General features: G+C 71.6%; 19 protein-coding genes. 4 read left to right on the forward strand and 15 right to left on the reverse strand.

Features of this window, described 5'->3' with window-relative positions; genetic code table 11:
* Positions 1–36: 36 nt before the first annotated feature.
* From ACFYR0_RS26085 to ACFYR0_RS26105, 5 genes are all read right to left on the reverse strand, one after another.
* The gene (locus tag ACFYR0_RS26085; protein ID WP_389332735.1) at positions 37–945 is read right to left on the reverse strand and encodes a prepilin peptidase; all 909 of its coding nucleotides are present in this window, start codon (positions 943–945) and stop codon (positions 37–39) included.
* A 20-nt stretch (positions 946–965) separates the two neighbouring features.
* The gene (locus ACFYR0_RS26090) at positions 966–3,950 is read right to left on the reverse strand and encodes a BTAD domain-containing putative transcriptional regulator (protein WP_389332738.1); all 2,985 of its coding nucleotides are present in this window, start codon (positions 3,948–3,950) and stop codon (positions 966–968) included.
* A 203-nt stretch (positions 3,951–4,153) separates the two neighbouring features.
* The gene (locus ACFYR0_RS26095; protein ID WP_389332741.1) at positions 4,154–4,696 is read right to left on the reverse strand and encodes a barstar family protein; all 543 of its coding nucleotides are present in this window, start codon (positions 4,694–4,696) and stop codon (positions 4,154–4,156) included.
* 7 nt (positions 4,697–4,703) lie between these two features.
* Positions 4,704–9,272, reverse strand: coding sequence for an RHS repeat-associated core domain-containing protein (locus ACFYR0_RS26100; protein WP_389332744.1), 4,569 nt, complete (start codon positions 9,270–9,272; stop codon positions 4,704–4,706).
* A gap of 52 nt (positions 9,273–9,324) precedes the next feature.
* The gene (locus ACFYR0_RS26105) at positions 9,325–10,002 is read right to left on the reverse strand and encodes a hypothetical protein (RefSeq protein ID WP_389332747.1); all 678 of its coding nucleotides are present in this window, start codon (positions 10,000–10,002) and stop codon (positions 9,325–9,327) included.
* Between the two features lie 107 nt (positions 10,003–10,109).
* On the opposite strand from ACFYR0_RS26105, the gene ACFYR0_RS26110 reads away from it, so the two are divergent.
* Positions 10,110–10,445: a hypothetical protein gene (locus ACFYR0_RS26110; protein ID WP_389332750.1), complete on the forward strand. Its 336-nt coding sequence runs from the start codon at positions 10,110–10,112 to the stop codon at positions 10,443–10,445.
* Positions 10,442–10,861: a hypothetical protein gene (locus ACFYR0_RS26115; protein ID WP_389332753.1), complete on the forward strand. Its 420-nt coding sequence runs from the start codon at positions 10,442–10,444 to the stop codon at positions 10,859–10,861. The genes ACFYR0_RS26110 and ACFYR0_RS26115 overlap by 4 nt, the downstream gene beginning before the upstream one ends.
* Positions 10,862–11,074: 213 nt before the next feature.
* Here ACFYR0_RS26115 and ACFYR0_RS26120 read toward each other — a convergent pair whose 3' ends face one another.
* The 10 genes from ACFYR0_RS26120 to ACFYR0_RS26165 all read right to left on the reverse strand — a co-directional run bounded on the left by ACFYR0_RS26120 (position 11,075) and on the right by ACFYR0_RS26165 (position 19,181).
* The gene (locus ACFYR0_RS26120; protein WP_389333048.1) at positions 11,075–11,494 is read right to left on the reverse strand and encodes a pilus assembly protein TadG-related protein; all 420 of its coding nucleotides are present in this window, start codon (positions 11,492–11,494) and stop codon (positions 11,075–11,077) included.
* Positions 11,495–11,538: 44 nt separating this feature from the next.
* Positions 11,539–11,943 carry a TadE/TadG family type IV pilus assembly protein gene (locus ACFYR0_RS26125; RefSeq protein WP_389333051.1) on the reverse strand — a complete coding sequence of 135 codons (405 nt, stop codon included), beginning with the start codon at positions 11,941–11,943 and terminating at the stop codon, positions 11,539–11,541.
* Positions 11,944–12,011: 68 nt separating this feature from the next.
* Complete coding sequence (locus ACFYR0_RS26130) at positions 12,012–12,464, reverse strand: TadE family protein (RefSeq protein ID WP_389332756.1); 453 nt, start codon at positions 12,462–12,464, stop codon at positions 12,012–12,014.
* Between the two features lie 23 nt (positions 12,465–12,487).
* Entirely contained in the window at positions 12,488–12,754 is a 267-nt protein-coding gene (locus tag ACFYR0_RS26135) for a hypothetical protein (RefSeq protein ID WP_389332759.1), read from the reverse strand.
* Between the two features lie 55 nt (positions 12,755–12,809).
* Positions 12,810–13,730 carry a type II secretion system F family protein gene (locus ACFYR0_RS26140; protein ID WP_389332762.1) on the reverse strand — a complete coding sequence of 307 codons (921 nt, stop codon included), beginning with the start codon at positions 13,728–13,730 and terminating at the stop codon, positions 12,810–12,812.
* A complete protein-coding gene (locus tag ACFYR0_RS26145; RefSeq protein WP_389333054.1) occupies positions 13,727–14,686 on the reverse strand; it encodes a type II secretion system F family protein in 960 nt (319 codons plus the stop codon). The genes ACFYR0_RS26140 and ACFYR0_RS26145 overlap by 4 nt, the downstream gene beginning before the upstream one ends.
* Positions 14,687–14,732: 46 nt before the next feature.
* Positions 14,733–16,040 carry a CpaF family protein gene (locus tag ACFYR0_RS26150; RefSeq protein WP_389332765.1) on the reverse strand — a complete coding sequence of 436 codons (1,308 nt, stop codon included), beginning with the start codon at positions 16,038–16,040 and terminating at the stop codon, positions 14,733–14,735.
* Entirely contained in the window at positions 16,037–16,873 is an 837-nt protein-coding gene (locus ACFYR0_RS26155) for a hypothetical protein (RefSeq protein WP_389332768.1), read from the reverse strand. Before ACFYR0_RS26155 ends, ACFYR0_RS26150 begins: the two co-directional genes overlap by 4 nt.
* Before the next feature lie 20 nt (positions 16,874–16,893).
* Positions 16,894–17,610, reverse strand: coding sequence for a hypothetical protein (locus ACFYR0_RS26160; protein WP_389332771.1), 717 nt, complete (start codon positions 17,608–17,610; stop codon positions 16,894–16,896).
* A gap of 908 nt (positions 17,611–18,518) precedes the next feature.
* Positions 18,519–19,181, reverse strand: a complete 663-nt coding sequence (locus ACFYR0_RS26165; protein ID WP_389332774.1) for a hypothetical protein — start codon at positions 19,179–19,181, stop codon at positions 18,519–18,521.
* A 249-nt stretch (positions 19,182–19,430) separates the two neighbouring features.
* On the opposite strand from ACFYR0_RS26165, the gene ACFYR0_RS26170 reads away from it, so the two are divergent.
* Positions 19,431–20,102 (forward strand): hypothetical protein, encoded by a 672-nt coding sequence (locus ACFYR0_RS26170; RefSeq protein ID WP_389332777.1) that lies wholly within the window; start codon positions 19,431–19,433, stop codon positions 20,100–20,102.
* A 14-nt stretch (positions 20,103–20,116) separates the two neighbouring features.
* Complete coding sequence (locus tag ACFYR0_RS26175; protein ID WP_389332780.1) at positions 20,117–21,187, forward strand: hypothetical protein; 1,071 nt, start codon at positions 20,117–20,119, stop codon at positions 21,185–21,187.
* The last annotated feature ends 11 nt before the right edge of the window (positions 21,188–21,198 follow it).

The raw sequence follows: 21,198 nt of genomic DNA on the forward strand, positions 1-21,198 counted from the left end.
GATCCAGCCTACGCCAGGGCGTTCGGGGTGCTGACGTCAGGCCGTGTACGCCCCGGCCAGGACTCCCAGCAGGGCCCCGCCGATGAGGAAGGGGCCGAAGGGGATCGCCGTCCTGCGGTCGGCGCGGCGGGCGACGACGAGCGCGCCGCCGTAGAGCGCGCCCAGCAGGAACCCGGCGAACGTGCCGAGCATGACCGTTCCCCAGCCGTACCAGCCGAGCGCCGCGCCCGCGCCGAGGGCGAGCTTCACGTCGCCGAAGCCCATGCCGCCGGGGTTGATGAGGAACAGCACGAAGTATCCGGCGCCGAGGGCGAACGCCCCGAGGACGGACGTCGTCCACTCCCCCGCGTGCTCGGGCAGCAGCGCGGCGAGGCCCAGCAGGGCGACGGCCGCGGCGGCCAGGGGCAGCGTGAGCGGGTCGGGCAGCCGCCGCACCCGCAGGTCCACCGCGGCCAGCAGCACGCAGACGGGCGCGAGCAGCAGCCAGACGCCCAGTTCGGGCCGGGCCCCGGTGGCCGCGGCGAGCGCGGCGCAGACCAGCGCCGTGGCGGTCGCGGGACCGAGCGCTCCCGGGCCGTACGACGCTCCGGACGCGGTCGGCACGGGGTGCCCGGCGGCGGCAGGGGCGGACGGGGGCAGGGCGGGGACGTCGGCCGCAGGCGCGTCGGCGGCTTCGGCCGAGGACGGGTCGGCCGGAGGCGTAGCAGCGGCATCGACCTGGGACGCGCCGGTGGGGGACACGTCGGTCGGGGGCACACCGGCGGCGCACTCCGGGCAGCGGGCGGGGCCGGTCCAGCCCCGGAGGGGATGCCCGCCGGGGCACCGCTCGTGCCAGGGCTCCCCCGCGGGCGCGGAGAAGCGGTGGATCGCGCGGGGCAGCAGGGCACCGGCCGCCCCGCCCCACACCACGGCGAGGACGACCAGCACGGACTCGACCGTGTCCACGGTCGGGGCACCCGGCCCGGTCATCCCACCGCCGTGACGCCGTCGCGCCAGGACGGCAGGAGCTCGTCCAGCAGGGCCTCCGTGCGGGGCGGGAGGCCGCGGGCGCCGCTGCGGCCGACGAGGTCGGCGGCGAGCGTGGAGAGACGGGCCGCGTCACCGGTGGCGTGGGTGGCGCGCAGCAGTTCGTGCCACAGCCGCTCGTCGGCGGGAGCCGTCCGCAGGGCGGCGTCCAGGGCCTCGATCGCCTTCTCCGCGCGGTCCTTCTCCAGGTGGAACCCGGACAGCGCGAGCCCGATGTCCGCGACGAGCAGCGGGAGCTGGGCGTCGATGATCTCGTGGGTGAGCCAGCGGTAGCGGCCCTCGGGCCGGTCGGCGAGCAGCGGGCCGCGCACCAGTACGAGCGCGTCGGTGAGGAGCCGTCCGCGCACGACCCGGTTGTCCACGCCCCGGCCCTGGGTGGCCTCGTGGTAGAGCGAGCGCAGCACGTCGAGGTCGGAGACGACGGACTTGGCGAGGGTGAGGCGTCCGGCGGAGTCGGTGGCGAGGCGGGGCGTGCCGTCGGGGTCGGCGCCGAGCCAGTCGCGCAGCCGGTCGAGCAGCGCGTCACGGACGTCGTCGGTGACACCGCGCGGCCACAGCGCGGAGGCCAGCACGCGCGGGTGCACGCCCTCGCGGTGCAGGAGCAGCAGGGCGAGGGCCTCGTGCTGGAGGGCGCTGCGCCCGCCGTCGGGGGTGTCCAGGCCGATGACCTCGTACGAGCCGACGAGGCGGGCGTAGACGGCGGGCCGGCCCTGTTCGCTGATGTCGACGAGGAACGGCGGGGTGGTGACCGGGCCCCGGGGGCCGTCGTCGCCGGGGTCGGCCTCGACGAACAGCTCGACGACGGCGCGCTGCTGCGGCACGGGCAGGAGCTGGGCGTCGAGTTCGAGGCCCAGCAGGGGCGCGAGCAGCTTGCCCTCGCCGGTGATCTCCATCTCCCAGGAGGCGCCGGGCAGATCGCCGGTCCCGGTGCCGACGAGGTAGCCGATGCCGAGGCGGCCGGCGTCGGCGGCGAGTTCGGCGAGCCTGAGGGCGTCCTCGGCGGACGGCTCGGCGGCGAGCAGCACCAGGTGCGGCGCCCAACGGGTGTGCTGTGCGGGCCCCGTGCGGCCGGTGAGCACGGAGTCCTGTCCGGCGGCGCCGAGCGCGCCGCGCCGCTGCCGGGTCTCGGCGTCCATCGTCTCGATCAGGTCGTCGACGCCGTCGAGGTGGCGCAGCCGGTTGGGGGCGAGCGGGGTGAGGTCCTCGCCGAAGCCGACGAGGGTGATGGTCATGCGGTCCGACCAGCCGTTGGTGGCGAGTTCGGCGGCGACGGAGGCGAACACCGCGGCCCGGTCGGCCTCGTCGCCACTCAGCGAGACGAGGCCGGGCACGGCCTCCAGGTTGAGCAGCAGCCGCGACTCGTCCATGGTGCCGAGGCTGACCAGGCCGGGGTACGGGGCGGCGGTGTCGACGTCCTCGTAGGCCTCGGCGTCGGCGCGGGCCAGCATCCAGAACGTCTGGTCCTGCCCGAGCTGCCAGGGCGCGGGCGGCGCCCCGGCGGGCTGGGCGAGCTGGAGGTGCAGGTCGCCGTTGCTCAGCCAGGCCGCGTAGACGACGGGCAGGGGGCGCGACAGGTGTGTGAGGGCGGCGGCGAGGCCGCGCAGGGAGCGGTCCAGCAGGCGTACGGCCTCGGGGTCGGCGCCGACCATCAGCGCGTCCTGGGCGTCGGCGGCGGCGCCGGTCGGGGTGGGCGGTTCCATGCCGCGCCGCCCGCCGACGGCACCGACGGCCGACTGCCACAGGGCCTGGCGGCGGCGCCGGCCGAGGGCGCCGAGCAGGCCGGCGGCGAGGAGGGGGGCGCCGAGGAGGGCTTCGGGGAGGCCGAAGGAGCGGCCGTCGTCGGCCGCGGTGGCCTGCTGCCCGGACGGGGCCTGCGACTGGCCGGTGTCGTGCCCGGGAGCGGGAACGGGGGCGGGGGCCGGGGCGGGGCGCTGCCCGGGCAGGGACACCTCGCCCGTGCCGCCCGTGCCGCCCGCCTGTTCGCCGCCGCCCTGCTGCCCGGCGTGGTCGCCGGTCCTGGCGTAGTCGCGGATCTGCTCCCGCACCTCGGGCGGGACGGCGGGCGCCTCGTCGGGCATCTCGACGAGTTCGCCGCCGCGGGCGTCGCCGGGCATCTCCATGATCCAGCCGGGCCGGATGAGGCTGGCCTCGGACAGCCGGGAGCCGTCGGGCTGCACGCGGTCCTTGTTGAGCTGGTAGATCTCCTTGTAGCGGCGGCCGTCGCCGAGGTGGCGTTCGGCGACCTCCCACAGGGAGTCGTGATGGCGGCCCTCGGGCGGCTGGATCCGGTAGTACTTCGTGTCGCCCTTGGCCGCGGCGCCGGGCGCGGCGGTGTGGGCGGCGTCGGCGGCCTGTTCGGCGAGCGCGGCGGCCGTGGAGGAGGCCTGCTCCTGCGCCTGCGCGAAGAGGCCGGGGGTGGCCTGCGCGGCGGCGACGGCCGGGCGCTGGTTGCCCTCCAGGTTCTGCCCGAGCTGCGACAGACCCGGGGTGAAGCTGGCGGCCGTCGCGCCGACCAGCAGCAGCGCGGCGACCAACTGCCGTGCGAGCAGCTGGCTGGCACCGGCCCCGGGCACCCGTCCCGGTACGCCGACCCCGGACACGGCGGCCTTCACCTCGACGAGCACGCACGCGGTGAACTGCGCCCAGGCCAGCCACACGATGACGGTGAGGATGTTCAGGAACGTCTGCACCGAGATCTCGCGCTGGAGCCAGTCCAGACCGGGCGCCCCGTCAGGGAACGGCCACCCGAACTGCGCCGCGAGCCCCAGCGGCACGCCGAACACCAGCGCGGCGAGCGCGACGAGGGCGAGGAACGCCTTCACGAAGTCCCCGAAGGTACGCCGCCGCACCCGGACGGGCTGCGGGGTGCGGTTCCTCGGGGTGTCCGGGCTTCCCGTCGAACTCGAACTGGAGCGTCGCGGCATGGGAGATGTCCTGGGGTGGGTTTCGATGGGTGTACTGAGCCTACAGAGATCTTATGAAGTCGCTCCGTGAGGCACAGGAGCCGAGCTGGCCGACTCCGAACACTCCGTACGAAAAGCCCGAGTTGCCCTGACCGATCGGGCCGCTCCTCACCATCCCCACACAACCGCCGCGCCCACGCGCTTGTCCGCGCACCCCGGGCGCGTCAGTGCCATTCGTCGGGATCCAGCGCGACCCCGACGAACCCGTCGCCGACGGTCACCGTCAGATCCGGCTGGCGGACCCGGAGGGCGATCGACTCGCGGTCGAAGTCGCGGAACTCGAGTACGAAGTGTTCGGCGACGGCGGGCCGGTCCAGTGGGCACCCGTCCAGATCGGTCGCGGAGTTCGCCCGGTCCGCGCCCTGGCACAGGACCGACACGAACAGCGGGAAGTGCTCCGCCGCCAGCAGCCGGTCCGCGTCGCGCACGACGACGGCGACCCCTACCCCCCCGGTCACCGCGCCGCACAGGTCGTCCAGGCAGTCCACCATCGCGTCCCAGTTGTGGCCGAAGTAGCCGGGGAATCGGAGGGCTCGGGCGAACGAGTCGTAGACGCTCCGCTCGGTCATCAGGGCACCGGAGTCGAGGTGATGGACCTGGCCGCCCTTCGCCTCAAGGTCCGACAGCTGCCGCTGGACCTCGGGGTCCCCTTGGGGAACGAGGACGACCCAGGGTTCCGCGGTGTCCGTGATGGAGAAGCCCGTCATGTCTGGATCACCCTGTGAATTCACCGACGTAGTAGAAGGTTCCGTAGTGGTCTGGTGTGTAGTACGCGGGACCGGGACCGTCCTTGGGCGTCAGGAGTCGTTCAGGACCTCTGATCTCCTTGCCGCAGCCGGGCGCGCTGCACTGCGGAAGGTCGGTCTTGGCGTTGACGTCCCATTCCTTGTACTTGCCGCCCGGCAGGGCGTTCTTGTTGTTACCCCAGTTCGCGTTGCCATGGTATCCGTCGACCTTCCCGATCCCTCCCGGCCTCGCGTTGACCTGGTTCAGCATGTCCGTCGCCTTCTGGGGCGCGGGGCCCGGGAGAAGCCCGAGCCCTTCGGGACTGCCCGTGTCACCGCCGTGCTGATGACAGAGAGGGGCGAGGCCGAGCGGATCGGACCAGCTGTGGGGGTTGTGGACGTAGGTGACGGGGTTGGGCGCCGGGAGCAGACCCAGCGGATCGGGACTGGTGTAGCGAGCGGTCTCGGGATCGTAGTAGCGGTGATGGTTGTAGTGAAGACCGGTCTCCGGGTCGTGGTACTGGCCGGGGAATCGCAGCGGTGTGTACGCACTCGCGCCGCGGTTCCAGACTGTGGACCCCCAGAGGGTGGACTGCGTGTGCCAGGCGACCTCACCGTCCGGTGAGACCAGCTCGGTCGGGGTACCGACGACATCGGTGACGATGGCGAAGAACCGCTCGTCGATGGTCTCCTGCGGTGCTTCGGCCGCCCAGATCCGCTCGCTCTGGCTCAGCGGGGACAGTCCATCGTGATCCCAGGTGAGTGTGGTGCGACCGCCCGTGTCGCCCTGTCCGGTGGTCTGTTCGCAGAGGGTGTTGCCGTCCCAGGCGAAGACGGTGCGCTCCAGCACGCTCTCCCCGTCGGCGCCGAGCCGGAGCTTCGCCGTCCGACGGCCCAACGGGTCGTAGGTGTAGCGCCAGCGGCTGCCGTCCGGCGTGGTGACGCTCCTGAGCCGGTCCTCGGCGTCCCACTCGTAGCGCCAGACGTCGGGCTTGCGGGAGAGCCGGGTCCTGCGTCGCAGGATCACGCGGCCCTGGGCGTCGTACTCGTAGTGGACGCCGCCGGCCCGCGTGAGCCGGGTGCCGGTGTACTCGCGTGCTCCGACGGCCTCGTGGCCGGGATGCCTCGCCGGCCAGTCGGCCTCTGTCTGGTTGCCCGCGGAGTCGTAGGCGTAGCGCTCGCTCCAGCCGGCGGCGTGCACGGCTGTGACGCGGCCCGTGGGGTCGAGATCGAACCGGCGGCCGCCGGTTCGGGAGTCCTCCGTCGCCATGAGGTAGCCGTCGGGGCGGTAGGTGTAGGAACGCTCGGAGATCGGTCGGCCGCCCTGGGCGGCGCTCGTCTGCCGGACCAGACGGTCGAGGCTGTCGTAGCCGCGGGAGAGGACGAGCGCGTCGTCCACTCTGCGCGTGATCTCGCGGTCCGCCGCGTCGTGCGCGAAGTCGATGGTGTGCCCGCCCGTGCCCAGCCTGGCGGTACGTCCGGCGTCGTCGTACTCCCAGGTGCTGCGGGCGCCCGACGGTGTCGTGCGCAGCGTCCGATTCCCGGCGGCGTCGTAGGCGAAGGTCATGGTCCGGCCGTCGACCGTCTCCGTGAGACGCCGGCCGAGGGCGTCGAGTTCCACGTGCAGGCTGCTGTCCGGGCCGACGGCCCCGGTCAGAGAACCGTTCGCCGAGTACGTGTAGGCGGTGGTCGCGCCGTCGGCCTCCTTGGCGGTGATCTGTCCCAGGGCGTCACGCAGGTACCGGACGCTCTGCCCGAGCGCGTTGGTCCGCGCCGTCAGACGACCGGCGGCGTCGTGGGTGTAGCGGGTGGTACGGCCGTCGAAGTCCGTCTCGGTCAGCAGTCGCCCGGCCGCGTCGTAGGTGTAGTTCCACGTCAGGCCCTGCGGGTCGGTCACGGCTGTGAGACGCAGTGCCGCGTCGTGCCGGAAGGTGAACCGCGCGCCTCCCGGGCCGGTGCGGGCACTGAGCCGGTCGAAGTGGGTGTACTCGAACGTGGTCTCCTGGCCGATCGCATCGACGTGGCGAACGCAGTTGCCCTCGCCGTCGTACTCCCACGACTCGTGCGACCCGTCGGGGTCGACGCGCCTGGTCGGCAGCCCTTCGACGGTCCGTTCCAGGCGGGTCTCGTGGCCGAGCGCATCGGTCACGGCAGTGGTCAGACCGAAGGCGTTGTAGGTGTAGCGCGTGGTGTTCCCGAGACCGTCCGTCACCGTGAGCGGCAGGCCGGCCGCGTTGTGCGTGTACGAAGCGGTACGGCCGGACGCGTCCAGGACCTCGACGACACTGCCGTCCCTCCCGCGCGCGAAGCGGGTCATCGCACCGACCGGGTCCGTGACGGCGACGACGTTTCCGCGGTCGTCGTAGGCGTACCGCCAGACGGAGCCGTCCGGCAGCACGATCGACGTCGGCTGGTGCCCGTCGTCATAGGCGGCGCGCCAGGCCGCCCCGTCGGGGCGGGTCACGGCGACCGGTTGCCCCGCCTCGTTGTACGCGAAGGCCGTGCGATGGCCGAGCTGATCCGTTGTCCCGCTGACGTGCTGATGCGCGTCATAGGCCGTGGTGACCGTGCCGCCCAGCGCGTCGGTCTCGGCGACGACCAGGCACCGGTCGTCGACGACGAAGCGGGAGACGGAACCGTCTGCGGCGGTGAGGGTGGTGACGCGGCAGCCGGGCCAGGCGGGATCGGTCCCGTCGTAGGCCAGGCTGATCGCGATGTGCCCGGCCTCTCCGCCCTCGCCGAGACACCGGTCCCGGTCGTCGTACGAGTAGAAGTAGCGCCGGTCGTTGGTGTCCTGCCAGGAGGTGACCCGCAGGCGTTCGTCGTAGGTGAACCGAAGCGCCAGTCCGGACGAGTTGGCGACGGAGGTGAGGCTGCCGTCCGTGTAGCCGTAGCGCTTGATGACGACGTCGGTGCCGTCCTCCGCCGCCCCGGCCAGACTCAGGGCCGTGACCCTTCCGTCGTCGGTGGTGAGTTTGAGGTGATAGCCGCCGGAGTGGCGGATCGCCAGAGGGGTGCCGTACTCGTCGTAGTCGAAGGTGACCGTGTGCCGATTGCGGTCGCTGACGCGTGTCAGCGGGGCGATGCCGTCCACGCGGGGGCGAGCGAAGTGGTGGGTGTGGCCGGTCAGCGGGTCTTCGAGCCGATAGCCGCCGTCGTCGAGACGGGTCAGCGGGCGGTGGGGGCCGGCTTCCGGAAGGACGGGAACCCGCGAGTGGGAGGGGTGCGGGTAGGCGAGGAGCAGACCGTCCGCGGTGACGAGGACGATGCCCGTCTCGTCGACTTCGAGACGCTGGTCGACGGTGGAGGCCCAGGTCGGCCCGAACCACCAGCCGCAACGGTAGTCGGACGCCACCCGGCGGGTGAACGCCAGGGGCAGCAGGCCCGGCAGCTCCACGTCGACCTGTGGCAGGTACATCGCGCCGGAAGCCATGTCGACGGGGTCGCTGCCTTTGGACTTCACGAGGTTCCTGGCACGGTTGTAGGCGCCCTTGGCTCCGTCGGTGACCACGGTACGGGCGTTCTTGCCCAGGCCACGCACGGCCAGTCCCATGCCCTTCAGGCCACCCCTGACCCCCTTCATCGCGGCCATGCCGCCCTTGAGACCCCTGGCGAGTCCGCCCAGTGTCGTCAGCCCCTTGAAAGCGGGGATGCAGCCCAGTGCCGCGAACGCCACGTCCCACAGGGACGCTCTGCCCTGGGAGTATTTGTAGAGGGTGTCCGCGAGGACGACGAGCGCGGCGATCAGCACGATCGCACCGAGGATGGGCCCACCGATGATCATCACGACGATCCCGAGGACACCCACGACGACCTTGCAGACGGCGACGATGGTGTCCCAGTTGTCGACGAACCAGTCGCCGATCTCCTCCCACCACGACCGGTTCCGGATCCCCGCGTCCGACGCCTCGTCGATCTTCGACTTCGCGGTCCGGGCCGCTTCCTGACGCAGACTCCGCGCGTCCTCGGCCATCCGCTTCGCCGCGTCCAGCGCACTCTGCGCGGCCGACACGTCCGACCGGGCCGAGGACCGCGCCGCCTCCGCGTGCCGTACGTCCCGGGCCGCGGCACGGACCTTGGCCTCGTCCGGCTTCTCCACGGCCTTGCTGCCGGTGGGATCGTCCTTGTACTTGTCGGATTCCCTCCCCGCCCGCGTCACCCACGAATCCGCCGACTCCAGACGGGACTTGGCCGACGACAGATCCGCCCGCGCCTCCCGCCCCCTCACCAGCGCCCGGTCCGCCAGCGCCTGCGCCCGCTCCAGCTTCGGCCAGTAGTCCGCCAGCGCGTCACCGCACAGCGCGTACGACTTCTCCAGCTTCCTCAGGTTCTTCGGGACATCGGCGAAGTCCTCCTTGAACACCTCCGCCGACCTGCCCGCCCACTCCGCGAGCGTCGACTCCCCCGCCATGCCCTTCACCAGACGCAACGCGCCCGAGACATCGTCCGCGAAGTCGTGCAACGTGCCCGCCAGTTGACGCACCCGCTGCGGATCCCCGGGCACCGGATCCTTCTCCAGATCCAGCACGTGCCAGTCCGTGGGCCGATGCCCTGCCATACCGCAACCCCCGTCACGTGCGCATCACCAACAGTCGTACGCACGAGCGAATTTACACGGGACGCCGTTGCCCGTCACCCGCCTGCTCGGCGAAGCGGAACGTCGAGGTGATCGCGTCGAAGATGTCGAAGAAGGCGTCCGCCAGGTCCAGCACCTGGCTGCTCCCCGCCACCAGGGCGACCTTCCCCTCCTGCCCGGGGACCGGGATGAACGTCTGCATCAGCACCGCCCGGACCGTGCGCCTGAGCGCGTCGTCGGGGACGGTGATGTCCTCGACGCCGTACGTCCGCGCCGCCTGGCCCACGCCGGGGATGTCGACGGTCGTGACCTTGCGCCAGGAGTCTCCTTCCTTCCTGGCCTCCTTCACCGCGAGCTGACTCACGATGGCGGAAGGGTCCGTCGGCAGCGGTTCGCCGGATGCCGAGCGGCCGCCGACCAGGGAGACCGTGACCGAGCCGGTGATCGGCGTGTCCCCGCCGAAGCTCTCCGCCATGCAGCCGCAGTACAGGGCACCGGACTTCCAGGCGTCCGCGGCCGCCTTGCGCAGGAACTCCGTGTACACGTCGCGGTACTGCGCGAGCTCGGGCCTGGTCGCGATCCGTTCGCTCACCATCCTGCGGATGGAGTCGTCGCGCGAGTCGGGGCGCACGTCGAACTCCCACCACGTCTCCGGCACGTCGATCCGGAATCCGCCGCGTTCGACGGTGAGCGCCTCCATGTACCGGGCCATGACTCCGTACTCCCCCGTTCCTCGGATCCTCCGTACGGACATCGTTTCGTTGTACGGTGCGATCAGCCTAGTGACGAGCCTACGAACGACACCGGGGACGGGGGCGCATGGGCCAGGGCAAGAGCGACCTGTCACTGCCGCTGACCGAACTGGAGGACTTCGGTCGCCGGCTGCGGTCCATCAAGAGCCGTATGAACCACACCAAGAAGATGTTCCAGTCCTACGCCGACGACATCGGCGACGGCACCGTGAACTCCGCTCTCGGCGACTTCGAGGACAACTGGGAGGACGGCCGCGAGGACATCTCCCAGCAGCTCGACGCGCTCTCGGACATGTCCGACGCGGTCCATCGCGAGTTCAAGAAGCTGGACGACGACCTCGCGAAGCAGGTCAACGACGCGATGAAGGTCGAGGACAAGCGGGGCGGGAAGAAGGACAAGTGACCTCCCGGCTCCGGCCCGTGGGCTTCTTCACCGAACTCGCCCCCGGCTGGGGGCTGCCCGTCGACGGATCGATCCGGGACGCCGTCCGTCCGGCGGGCGAGCCCGACGAGCATCTGATCGTCGCCTACCTGCGCCAAGGGGCGGGTCTGTGGAGCGAGACGAGCGCGGGTCCTGACGTGCTCGACCCCGGGGCGCCCTGCCTCACGGGCATCGGCTCGCTGTACACGGACGGCACCTGGCTCTGGCGCGAGGATCTGCCGTACTACCTCGCCACGTACCATCTGGCCCTCCCCGTCGCGTTCGTCGACCACGTCCGCGAGCACGGTCACGCCGCGCCCCGGGTCCCGGAGGCACGGCTCGTCGAGATCGCGACCCGGGACCTGGGCCTGGACCTCGGCCGGCCGGCCACCTCGTGACCCCGCCGCCCGCCCCGGCTCACGGCGGCCCCTGCCCGGCCTCGGCGCCTGCCGGATCCGCGCCGCGCCCGCGCCCCTCGTCCCCGGGCGGCCGTGCGACGCCGTCGTCGGCTACCGCCTGCTCCGGGACCCGCGGGCGGAGCGTCCCGCGTGACGGCTGAGCGCACCTCGGCGGTCGACCGCCCGGTCCCGGGGCGGAGCAGGAACCCCGCGTCAGCCCACCTCGTTCTCCGCCACCGCCTGGCCGTGGACGACCACGTCGCCGCCGTAGAACATGCCGGTGAGGACCGGGGAGTACGTCAGCTGGATCTCCACCTCGACCTGGGCCGCGTCGGCCACCACGCAGTGGGACGCGGCGATGTCCGCGCCGGTCATGTCCATCTCACGGGCGAAGGCCTTGACCCGGACGTCGCAGTTCTCGAAGTTGATCGGCGCCGGGCCGCCCTCGTTGTCGTAGAGCGCCTCGCGGTCGATGTCCTGGGCGGCGTAGCGGGCGGCCTGCTCCGCGATGTCCGCCGCCCGCTCCCGCTTGGAGATCGACAGGCCGCCGTCGATCACGAAGGCGGAGAGCGACAGGAAGACCAGCGCGAAGATGATCACCGCGCCCGCGCCCGAGCCCCGGTCGTCCAGCATCGGCCGGCGGGACACCGTCGCCCGCAGCCTCGGCAGCCACGTCCTCACGCCGTCCTCCGGAACGGGTCCAGCGGTGAGCTGAAGCTCGCCGAGAGGGTGGTCGGGATGTCCAGGCCCAGCATCGCCAGACCGCGCACCTCGCAGCTGACCTCGACCGTGAAGAAGGTGTCCGGCTCGAAGCCGGGGCTGGTCTGGCGGACGGAGACCGGGCCGGAGCACACGTCTTCCAGGTTTGCCCGCGCAGCCTTCCGCGCCTCGGCCATCGCCGTCGCGTGGTCCTTCTGGATGGACCCGGCACGGGCCGCGTCACGGGCGGCGCCGTCGATCGCGCCGCGCCCGTCGACCAGCTGCCCGAAGGCGACCAGGACCAGGATGAACATGATCATCACGGGGGCCAGGATGACCACTTCGACGGTGGACAGCCCCTCGTCGGACCCTGAGACCGACAGCCTCGCGCTCCCGGTCCCTGCCGCGCGTGCGGGACCGCCTTCCGGCGCGCCGGCACGCCTTGCCGCCGTCACGGATTCTCCCCTTCCGGCACGAACCGTTCCACCGGGCCCGACGACCGCGCGTGCACCGTCAGGTCCAGGCCGGGGAACACGGTGGGCACCCGCGCGGTGATCTCCACGCCGACCGTGTTCTGCTCCGGCTGGAGCATCCGCACGTCCGGGGAGAGCACGAGCTGCGGGCCCAGCTGGGCGATGTAGGAGTCGACCACGTCCCGCGCCTCGCCCCGCCAGCCGCCCGGCTGCTGGTCGGCCGTGGCACGGGCCTTGCGCGCGCCGGCCTGGGCGGCGGCCTGGGCGACGTGATCGGCGAAGAAGTACAGCGCGAACTGCACCGTCGCGAAGATCATGAAGAACAGCACCGGCGTGAGCAGCACGAACTCGATCGCGGTCATGCCGGAGTCGCCGCGGGCGGACACCGTCTCCGTCCTGCGGCGCAACCAGCGAACCACGCGCACCAGCACAACCCCCGTCGATCCCGCGGCCGTCAGCAGGTCTTGCCGGCGTCCGCGCCCTTGATGCAGTCGCCCACCTTGGTCGCGCCCTCGCTCAGCGCGGCGTTGATGATGGCGGCGACGACACCGACGATCGCCACGACGACCGCGGAGATGATGACCCACTCCACCGCGGAGGCGCCGCGGTCGAGCTCGCCGGAGCGGGCGCGCTCGACACGGGCGCGCAGGAAGGTGACGAGGAAGTCCACCGCCGGGATGCCGGTGCGGACGTCCTGGGTCGTGGTCTTAAGTGCGTTCATGAGGGTTCTTTCCTCTCGACTCGGCTGGAGATCGGGGCGGGCGGCAAGGGAGACATCACACCTGGAACACCCGCATCGCCGCCGGGAAGATCAGGAACACCAGGAAGCCGGCGCACAGCAGCAGCTGCGCGACGAGCATCGACTGCGACTTCTCGCCCGCGCTGCCCTCGATCTCGGCCAGCTCACGGTGGCGCATGGTCTCGGCACGGGAGGCCAGGGACTCACGGACCTTGGCGCCGTCGTCCGCGACGAGGGCCAGCGAGGCCGACAGGTCCTTCAGTTCCTCCACGCCCAGTTCCTCACCGAGCTGGCCGAGTGCCTGCCACTGGCTGATGCCGGTGATCCGGGCGTCGGCGAGGGCGTTGCGGATGCGCTGCGTGGCCCAGCCGTCGGAGACCTCGGCGGCCGCAAGCAGCGCCTCGGGCAGACCGCGGCCGCCCGCGAGGCTCATCGACACCAGGTCCAGATACGCCCCGATGACCCGGCGCAGGTCGCGGCGCTTCTCCGCGGCGTCCCGCCGGACCTCCAGATCGGGCAGGAAGAAGAACAGGGCCGCGCACAGCAGCGCCAGCCACACCGGGACGACCGGGCTCCTGCCGACGCCCAGCGTCCACGCCACGGCGAAGAGGAACGGGCCGAAGACCAGACCCGTCGCCCCCAGCAGCACCTTCGTCGCGAGGAACTTCTCCCAACTGCGGTCCAGCACCGCGAGGTCGGCCCGCAGCGAGCGCTGCTCCCACCCCTGCTGCACGAAGAACTCGGCCACCCGGACACCGACTTCGGCACGCAGCGAGGCGAACCGGCCGGTGTCCTCGCCCCGTCGGGCCGACTCGTACGCCGCCCCGCGTGCCCGCATCGCGTCGATCCGCGCGACCTGGGCGACAGCGCTGCGCCTGGTCGGCATCAGGGCGCGGATCAGGGCGTACACGCCCAGACCCAGGATGACCCCGACGACGATCGGCATGGTCAGGCTCATCGCCGTACCCCTTCCTCCGTGGACGGCGACGCCGGCGGCGGCGGCGATGCCGGGGACGGCGTCCGGGGACGCACGAAGCGCACCGACGACTCGTCGCGCACCAGGAAGCGTTCGGGCGTCTCGATGGTGGACAGCTTGCGCAGCCACCAGAAGCCGAGGCCGAACAGGGCGCAGACGCAGGTGAGGACGAGCTGGCCGACGGCCGTGCCGTACGGCTCCACGAACTCGCGGTTGAACACGGACAGTCCGAGGACGAAGGCGATCGAGACCGCGACGACGATCTGCACCGAGCGGCGTGTGGAGGCGCGCTGCGCCATCACGCGCTGGCGCATGTCGACCTCCTCACGGGCCGACTTGGCGAGCGCGCCGAGGACCTGGCGCAGACCGGGGCCGCGCAGCCGGGCGTTGAGGATGAGCGCGGCGACGATGATGTCGGCGGAGGCGTCGTCGATCTCGTCCGCGAGCACCTGGAGCGCGTCGGGCAGCGGGGTGCGGGCGCGGAGCCGGTCGACGAGGGCGTCGAGGTGCGGGCGCAGCACCGGGGCCGCGGCGCGCGCGGAGGCCGGGATGGCCTGCTCCAGGCCGACCGCGCCGGCGATGGTGTCGCGCAGGGACTCCGTCCAGGAGGCGAGGGCCTCCACGCGGCGCATGGCGGCCCGTTCCTCGCGGGCGCCGCCGAAGAGGCGGTCCCAGAGGAAGACGAGCACACCGGCCGCGATACCGGCCACCGCCCAGCGGGTGAGGAGCAGTACGGCGAGGCCGACGAGGGCGGCCAGCGAGCCGCGCCGCCCGGCGAACCGGATCAGCTCGTTCGCCCGCTCGGACGCCTTCTGCTTCTCGTGCTCGGGCTTGGCGGGCAGCCCCCGTACGGCCACCAGCAGCAGGGCGAGGCCGCCGCCGACGGCGACCCCGCTGCCGATGGAGTACAGCACGGTGGTGGAGAACAGGCCGCCCATGGAGCCGAGTTGGCCCAGTGCCGCGAGTGTCGTCGTCATCGGCGTGTCACCCCCATGATCCCGAGGGCCGGTAGCCCTGCGCGATCAGGTCGTCGAGGCAGGCGATCGGCGCGTGCGGCACGACCCTGCCGTCCGGCGTCTCGGTGAACACCTCGCTGGACAGCACGCGGCCGTCGACGCCGTTGACCTCGCGTACGGAGGTCACCATGCGCTGGAGCCGGCCGCCCGTCTGGAAGTCGTTGCGGCGCTGGATGAACACCACGAAGTTCACCGCGCCCGCGATCAGCATCTGGCTGGCCTCGATGGGCAGCCGTTCCGAGGCCTGGAGCGCGTAGGTCGAGATGCGGTTGAACACCTCGCTGGAGCTGTTGGCGTGGATCGTGGACAGCGAGCCGTCGTTGCCCTGGGACATCGCGTTCAGCATGGTGACGATCTCGTCGCCGAGCACCTCGCCGACGATGACCCGCGAGGGGTTCATCCGCAGGGAGCGGCGGACCAGTTCGGCCATGGTGATGGCGCCCTGGCCCTCGGAGTTGGGCAGCCGCTCCTCGAACGCCACGACGTTCGGGTGGAGTTCGGTGAACGTGTCGAGGCCGAGCTCCAGGGCTCGCTCGACGGTGATGAGGCGTTCGTGGGGCGGGATCTCGTTGGCGAGGGCCCTCAGCAGGGTCGTCTTGCCGGCGTTGGTGGCGCCCGCGATCATGATGTTCTTGCGGGCGCGCACCGCGCAGGCGAGGAAGTGGCCGATCTCCGGGGAGACCGTGCCGTTGCCGACGAGGTCGGAGATGAAGACCTTGCCCAGGCGCGCGCGGCGGATGGACAGCGCGGGCCGGCGGGCGACGTCCATGACGGCCGACAGCCGTGAGCCGTCGGGCAGCCGCAGGTCGAGCTGGGGGTTGGCGGAGTCGAAGGGCCGGGAGGACAGACCGCTGTAGGCGCCCAGCACCTGGATCAGCTCGACGAGTTCCTCGTCGGTCTCGGCGACCGGTTCGCCGCGCACCTCGCGGCCGTCGGCGTATCCGACGAAGACCTGGTCGCAGCCGTTGATGTCGATGTTCTCGACCTCGGGGTCGTCCAGCAGCGGCTGGAGCCGGCCGACGCCGAACAGCGCGGCGTGCACGGCGGCCGCGTACTGCTCCTCGGTCTCGGCGTCCAGCGGCGTACGCCCGGCGTTGATCTCCTGGCGGGCGTACTCCTCCAGTATCTGGGCTATGACCGCGCGGGCGTAGTGCCGTTCGTCCTCGCCGGACATCGGGGTGACACTGCTGACCTGGTCCTGTCGCCGCTGCTCGGCGATACGGTCACCGGCGTCCTGGCGGAACCGCTTGACCAGCTGGTGGTCGACAGCGGTCATCGGCCGGCTCCCTGCGGGGCCTGTCCGGGCATCGTCCAGGCGGCGCCGTACTGCTGGTAGAGGTCCGCGGTGACCTTGCGCGCCGAGCGGATGAGCAGCGACTTGTCGAGACGGCCGCGACGGCGCCCGGCGAGCTGGTCGGCGCCCGCCGCGTCGTCGGCGATGGTGCCGACCACCCGGGCGCCGGTCTGCGCGTGCACGAGCATGTCGTTGACCTGGCCCGCGATCTTGGCCGCGCTGCCCGGGTCGGCGATCAGCACCACGCCGATCATGGGCATCCCGAGGCTCGCGGCGCCGCGCGCACCGCCGTGCAGCTTCGCGGACAGCGCGGCGGCCCGGTCGCGCACCCGGGCGATGGCCTCGGGTTCGGTACGGGAGACCAGCAGCACCAGCGCGGCGTGCGGGAACAGTTCCACGGCGGGGGTGTCGCCGCTGATGCGCCCGCAGTCGGCGATGACGTCGGCGGGCGCGTCGGGCGAGTCACCGAGCGAGGCGAAGGCGCGGCCCAGGGTCGGCCACAGTCCGGTGAGACCGGCGGCCTGCTCGGCGATACCGAGTCCGACGAGCACGTCGAGACCACCGCTCAACGGCTGTACGTGGTCCCAGAGCTGGTCCGGCACCAGGCCGCGCCGCGCGGTGGCGGCGATGGACAGCATGCCGGTGTTCGGGTTGAGCGGCCCGCCGTGCGCGGCGGCCGACCGGTACACCAGGTCACCGCCCGCCGGGTCGGTCTCGGCGAGCAGGACGCGACGCGGCCAGACCGCCGCGAGGGCGACGGCCGCGGTGGTGACGCCGGGCGAACCCTTGTCGGCGGCGAGAGCGATGAGCGCCATGGCTTGCGGTGCCCTGCCTTCTAGTTGCCGGGGACGTGCACGACGGCGACGGCGCCGGCGGACGCGGCCCGCGTGACGGCGGCGGCGTCGGCCTCATCCACGAGCAGCGTCAGGGAGAGGCTGCCGGTCGTCACGGTGGAGTCGCTCTTGGTCGCCGTGGTGGCGATCTTCGCGTCGTCGGTCAGAAGCCCACCGGACGACGTCGGACCGGAGGAGGCGCCGGCGCCGGACGAACCGCCCTCGGCGGCGTCCACGTTGTAGACGGCCACGGTGTCACCGGCGTTGATGTCCCCCGGGTACTGGCCCTCCTTCAGGGCCACGCCCACGGCGGCCTTGCCCGCCGGCAGGCTCTCGCCCTCGGTGAACATCTGCCCCATCACGACCGTGCCCTCGTAGATGGTGGACTTGGCCTTCAGCTTCTTGAGGCTGTCGAGCTGTTCCCAGCGGATGTAGTTGATGCCGTCGTCGGCGGCGACCATCACGGACGACACGTCGGAGTCGGAGACGGACTCACCGGCCTGGATGTCGGCGGTGACCTTCACGACCTCGATCCGGTCGCCCGCGCGCAGCACCAGCATCGTCGCGCCGAGCGCGCCGACCAGGATCAGCAGCACGGCGAGTGCGGCCAGTGCGGGTTTGCGCTCGCGAGGCGGAGTGGGAAGCCGGTCACCGACCGACGGCTGAGCCGGAACGGCGGTACGACCGGCGCCCGCCCCCGCACGCTCTTGGATCTTCACGCGACTGCTCCCCGTACACCCAAGACACTGACTGCCAAATACTCTGCGTTTCCGGACACTTCACCAGCGACCGCCTGGAGTCACCCTCACCGGATGAGCCGGACGTACTGCGCGACCTGGCCGAATAGCCAGCGCTGGGGTGAGTGTCAAGCCATGGCACCGTATCAGCCGCCCATACGCCCCTCAAGGCGCGTCCGGGACCTAGGGGTTCACCCGGCCCACCCTTATCCCTCTGCAATTCCGCCGCGCCCGCCCCCTTTCGCACGGGGCCTTCCGGCACTCCTCGTGCTGTGCGTCAGCGAAGCTGTTGCCGTATCCGCACCGTCCTCGCACAGGGCTGTGACGGAGCGGACGCGGGGTTCGTCACGGCGCGACCATCAGGCCTGCACGAATCGCTCACGAAGGGATGGACGCCGGCAGAGGGGGATTCACCGCTTTCAGCGACGCGGTACGGCAGGGCACTTGGACAACCCGCCTCACGGGGGACGTCGTTTCGCACAAGGGAAAGGCGTGAGTAGAGCGCCCGCGTGCGGTCGGGGCGCGGAACGCGGTTCGGATTGGGCGGAGTTGAGCGCATGTCGCCCGGTCGGGATCGCTGTCCGAGGCGCGATCGACGGGCATCTCTCGGGCAGGCTCGCGCTCCTGTTCGCAACAGCTACCGGTGTCGCTGACGTGGCTGTGACTGTGGCTGCAGCAGTGGCAGTGGGCCGTGACTGTGGCTGTAGCTGCGGCTGTAGCTGCACCTGTGACTGTGGCCGTACGCACAAGCTCGCCCCCACCCGAAGGAGCCCCCATGAAGCGCGTCGCCCTGACCGCAGCCTCCGTGCTGTCCCTCACGGCCGTACTGACCGCCTGCGGCGGGAGCGACTCGGACGCGAAGCCCGAGAGGCTGAGCGCCGCCGATGAGGTCAGCCGACGTACTCCCGGTTCCACCGGCTCTGCCGCACGCCGCCCCAGGTGCCCATCGCCACGGCGGCCAGAAAGAGACCGGCGATCAGCCCTCCGTACGAGGTGGCGTCGGCATCCCCGGTGGGGCCTGCGACGCCCTCGGGGTCGTAGCGCACCCGCAGCCTGTCCCCCTTCGCGATCGGGTCGTCGCAGCCGTCGCCCTCGGAGAGGGAGGGCGAGACCTCCCGCCCGTCGGCCGTACGCAGGTCGCAGTGATCGGTCCCGGCCTTCTCCACCCGCACGACCTCGACGTCGGCCCACCTGCCCCGTGCCTCCAGGGCGACCTGGTCACCGGCTTCCTTACCGACCACACCCAGCGCCACCCCCGCGACGACCGGCACGACAAGCTGCCATGCCACCTTCCGCCGCCCGCGCGGAACCCTCCGCAGCAGCAGAAGCGGCACCAGCACGGACGCCAGTGGCAGCACGACCCAGGCCACGAGTACGGCGACCGCACGCAGCGGGCCGGGCAGCGGGACCACCGGTGCGAGCCAGGCCAATCCCAGCGAACCGCAGGCGCACACGAGACTGAACAGCAGCCACCGAGTCACCTCCCGACGCAGCCAGGCCTCGTCACCCCGGCCGGTGCGCGCAGTGGCCTCCGCAGCGGCGCTACCGGTCATTCGTCTCCCCACCCGTGAAGCGAACGGAACAGTGCTTTCCGGATGCACAGGCTAGAGCGGATGCGGCTGGCGCACACGTGGCGGAGTACTGTCGCACGCCTGAACGCGGCTCGGAGACAAGCGCCACTCGGGGGACCCGAACGCCCGGAATTGCCCCTGCTTTCAGAATAGTTCGCGCTGGCGAAACCGGGAAGCGCACCGATACCGTCTGTGCTCTTGACTGAACTTCTGTCTCACGGGGAGCTCACTGTGAAGCGCCGCACTTTGCCCGTTGCTGTCGCGCTCGCCACCGCCTCGGCCCTGCTGCTGACCGCATGCGGCGGCGAGGACGACAAGGCCGGCGACAACGACAAGATCGCCGGAGCCGACCAGGAATCCGGGAAGCCCACCAAGTCCCCGGAGCCGTCCGACGCTCCGGCGGGGGGCAAGTCCGACGGGGTGGACGTGTCCCTGCCTGCGGACATGAAGCTGGTGTTCGACTGGGACGCGCCGAAGAACGCCGACGAGGCGGCCGCGACGGAAGACGCCGCGAACTTCCTCCGCGCCATCTATCGGGGCGTCGACAAGCGCACGACCAAGGACGCGGCCCTGACCGCCTACTCCACCGGCGAGGCGCTCCACTACGGAGAGGTGCAGATCAACGAGTGGCTGAAGGGCGGCTGGACCGGTACCGGCACTCGACGTCACTACGACCTCACCACGAGGTCCGGGCCGAACGGCACATCCGTCGAGGTCGCCTTCTGCGCCGACACCGGCAAGTTCTACGGCAAGGACGTCAAGACCGGGAAGGTCCTCAAGTCCGACCCCAGCCCCAACGACTTCGGCCACTACAAGATCGTGATGGTCAAGTTCCCTACCAGTGACACGCTGTGGCAGGCGACCAAGGTGTTCGTCGAGACGGAGGCGGCGCAGTGCCAGTGAACCGATCTCGGCGTATGAGCCCTGGCTCCCGCACCGCGGCTGCCCTGACCCTGGCCCTGAGCGCCCTCGTCCTGACAGCGAACACCGCCGCGGCGGATCCGGTGGACTACGGCAAGGGCGGAAGCACCGAACAGACCGGCGGCGGCGACGGCAACGGCATCTACGCCGCCGCCCGCATCCAGTACTCCGGAGCCGTGAACAAGGGCGGCGGCAGCGGGAACGTGACGTCCGCCGACGTCAACTGGACGCCCCCGCCCTGCTGGTACGCCCCCTTCCTCGGCGCCAAGGACTTCAAGAAGCTGATGTCCAAGGACATCGAGAGCCAGATGAACACCCCGGGCATCGGCGGCACCGCCGGCGCGGCGCTCAGTGAGCTGAAGCGCCACTACGAGAACAACTACGGCTGGACCGACACCCCCGGCTACAAGGACTACAACGTCGAGAACGACGGCAAGGGGATGTTCTGGGCCGCCGTCGAGAACCCCGACGAGCCCGACATCCTCAAGCGCAGCTCGTGCAACGACCTGCCCTTCTGGGTCGAGAACGGTGAGGCTCCGCCGCCGCAGCACGAGGAGGCGATCACCCCGGAGATCCTCGCGGCCCTCGCCTACCAGCACATGCAGCTGCCCGACACGAAGGTCACCCTCGCCCCCGAGGGCACGACCAAGGTGAACCTGCCGACGTGGGCATGGCTCGACAAGGCGGTCTTCGACGAGGTCCAGGCGACGGCGGCGCTCAACGTCCCCGGCTTCAACATCCAGGCGACGACGACCGCCAAGCCGGTCGCCCTGAAGCTGGAGCCCGGCACGAAGGACGCCGACACCTACCCGGCCTCCGGCGAGTGCGCCATCAACGCCGACGATTCCATCGGCGAGCCCTACGCCAAGGGCAAGGCCGACGAGACCCCGCCCTGTGGCCTCCGCTACCTCCGCTCCTCCGGCAACGGCACCTACAAGCTCCGGGCCACCATCACCTGGGAGATCGCCTGGACCGGCACCGGCGGCGCGGGCGGTGACCTGCCCAACGGCACCTTCGGCGCCGAGCAGGACGTCGTGGTGCAGGAGATCCAGTCGGTGAACCGCTGATCAGGAAGTTG

This window comes from Streptomyces sp. NPDC005017, from assembly GCF_042873115.1.
GTDB lineage: Bacteria > Actinomycetota > Actinomycetes > Streptomycetales > Streptomycetaceae > Streptomyces.

Bases quoted from the DNA above. Each gene is read 5' to 3' on its own strand.
- ACFYR0_RS26175 (WP_389332780.1), top strand. From the start codon at position 20,117: ATGAGCCCTGGCTCCCGCACCGCGGCTGCCCTGACCCTGGCCCTGAGC.
- ACFYR0_RS26090 (WP_389332738.1), bottom strand. From the start codon at position 3,950: ATGCCGCGACGCTCCAGTTCGAGTTCGACGGGAAGCCCGGACACCCCG.
- ACFYR0_RS26100 (WP_389332744.1), bottom strand. From the start codon at position 9,272: ATGGCAGGGCATCGGCCCACGGACTGGCACGTGCTGGATCTGGAGAAG.
- ACFYR0_RS26135 (WP_389332759.1), bottom strand. From the start codon at position 12,754: ATGAACGCACTTAAGACCACGACCCAGGACGTCCGCACCGGCATCCCG.
- ACFYR0_RS26155 (WP_389332768.1), bottom strand. From the start codon at position 16,873: ATGGCGCTCATCGCTCTCGCCGCCGACAAGGGTTCGCCCGGCGTCACC.
- ACFYR0_RS26165 (WP_389332774.1), bottom strand. From the start codon at position 19,181: ATGACCGGTAGCGCCGCTGCGGAGGCCACTGCGCGCACCGGCCGGGGT.
- ACFYR0_RS26150 (WP_389332765.1), bottom strand. From the start codon at position 16,040: ATGACCGCTGTCGACCACCAGCTGGTCAAGCGGTTCCGCCAGGACGCC.
- ACFYR0_RS26120 (WP_389333048.1), bottom strand. From the start codon at position 11,494: ATGCTGGACGACCGGGGCTCGGGCGCGGGCGCGGTGATCATCTTCGCG.
- ACFYR0_RS26105 (WP_389332747.1), bottom strand. From the start codon at position 10,002: ATGGCCCGGTACATGGAGGCGCTCACCGTCGAACGCGGCGGATTCCGG.
- ACFYR0_RS26095 (WP_389332741.1), bottom strand. From the start codon at position 4,696: ATGACGGGCTTCTCCATCACGGACACCGCGGAACCCTGGGTCGTCCTC.
- ACFYR0_RS26145 (WP_389333054.1), bottom strand. From the start codon at position 14,686: ATGGGCGGCCTGTTCTCCACCACCGTGCTGTACTCCATCGGCAGCGGG.
- ACFYR0_RS26110 (WP_389332750.1), top strand. From the start codon at position 10,110: ATGGGCCAGGGCAAGAGCGACCTGTCACTGCCGCTGACCGAACTGGAG.
- ACFYR0_RS26140 (WP_389332762.1), bottom strand. From the start codon at position 13,730: ATGAGCCTGACCATGCCGATCGTCGTCGGGGTCATCCTGGGTCTGGGC.